The sequence below is a fragment of the Vibrio sp. 1288 genome (assembly GCF_033344475.1).
This window is the reverse complement of record NZ_JAWPOX010001096.1, coordinates 1-525: the sequence shown is the minus strand read 5'-3', so window position 1 is coordinate 525 and position 525 is coordinate 1. Positions and strand designations below refer to the sequence as shown.

The following is a 525-nucleotide window of genomic DNA, read 5'->3' as shown; positions in this document are numbered from 1 at the left end:
AGCACATCTCACGAACTTCGCCAAGTATTTCTACTTTAAAATCCGTGTTTGCTGGTACATCTTCACCACAGTGGTAACAGGATTTGCACATAAAATTACTTCATTAATGAGACAGAAACTGCTGGAAATTCGACTTTGCCTTGAATCATCCATTGCTTATCGTGTGGTTGAAGTTCAACAAACCACGGGCCTTGTATAGCGTCTTCAGTGGTAAAACGATAGTTGCCAGATGCATCTGCGGTAACTAGCTTCGTAAAATCACGATTGGGTAATGTACGGTGAGTAAACGTTGCTGTAAGCGCTGGGTAGTGCGTTAGCGCTCCTTTCGTAAAGCCAATTACGATATTGTTATCTAGAGAAGAGATGTTCGCATTAAGACCAAGGTCACGAGCGACGTTCATTTTACTGATGTCGATATTTATGCCTTTGCCTTTTTTATAGTAATCCTCAGCAACAAGAGAAACAGAGTTGTTTGAAAAGACGACTACAGTGGCGATTGTCCAAACGACTACCGTAAGAGGAAGG

At 41.9% G+C, this 525-nt stretch carries 2 protein-coding genes; both read right to left on the bottom strand.

All coding sequences use genetic code 11. The annotated features are described in order from the left end of the window. On the bottom strand, positions 1 to 91 hold a 91-nt coding region (locus tag R8O11_RS31890), incomplete at its 3' end, for a heavy metal translocating P-type ATPase metal-binding domain-containing protein (RefSeq protein ID WP_412035106.1). Positions 92 to 95: 4 nt separating this feature from the next. Next, a partial coding sequence (locus tag R8O11_RS31095; protein ID WP_318195374.1) for a FixH family protein occupies positions 96 to 525 on the bottom strand: 430 nt, incomplete at its 5' end.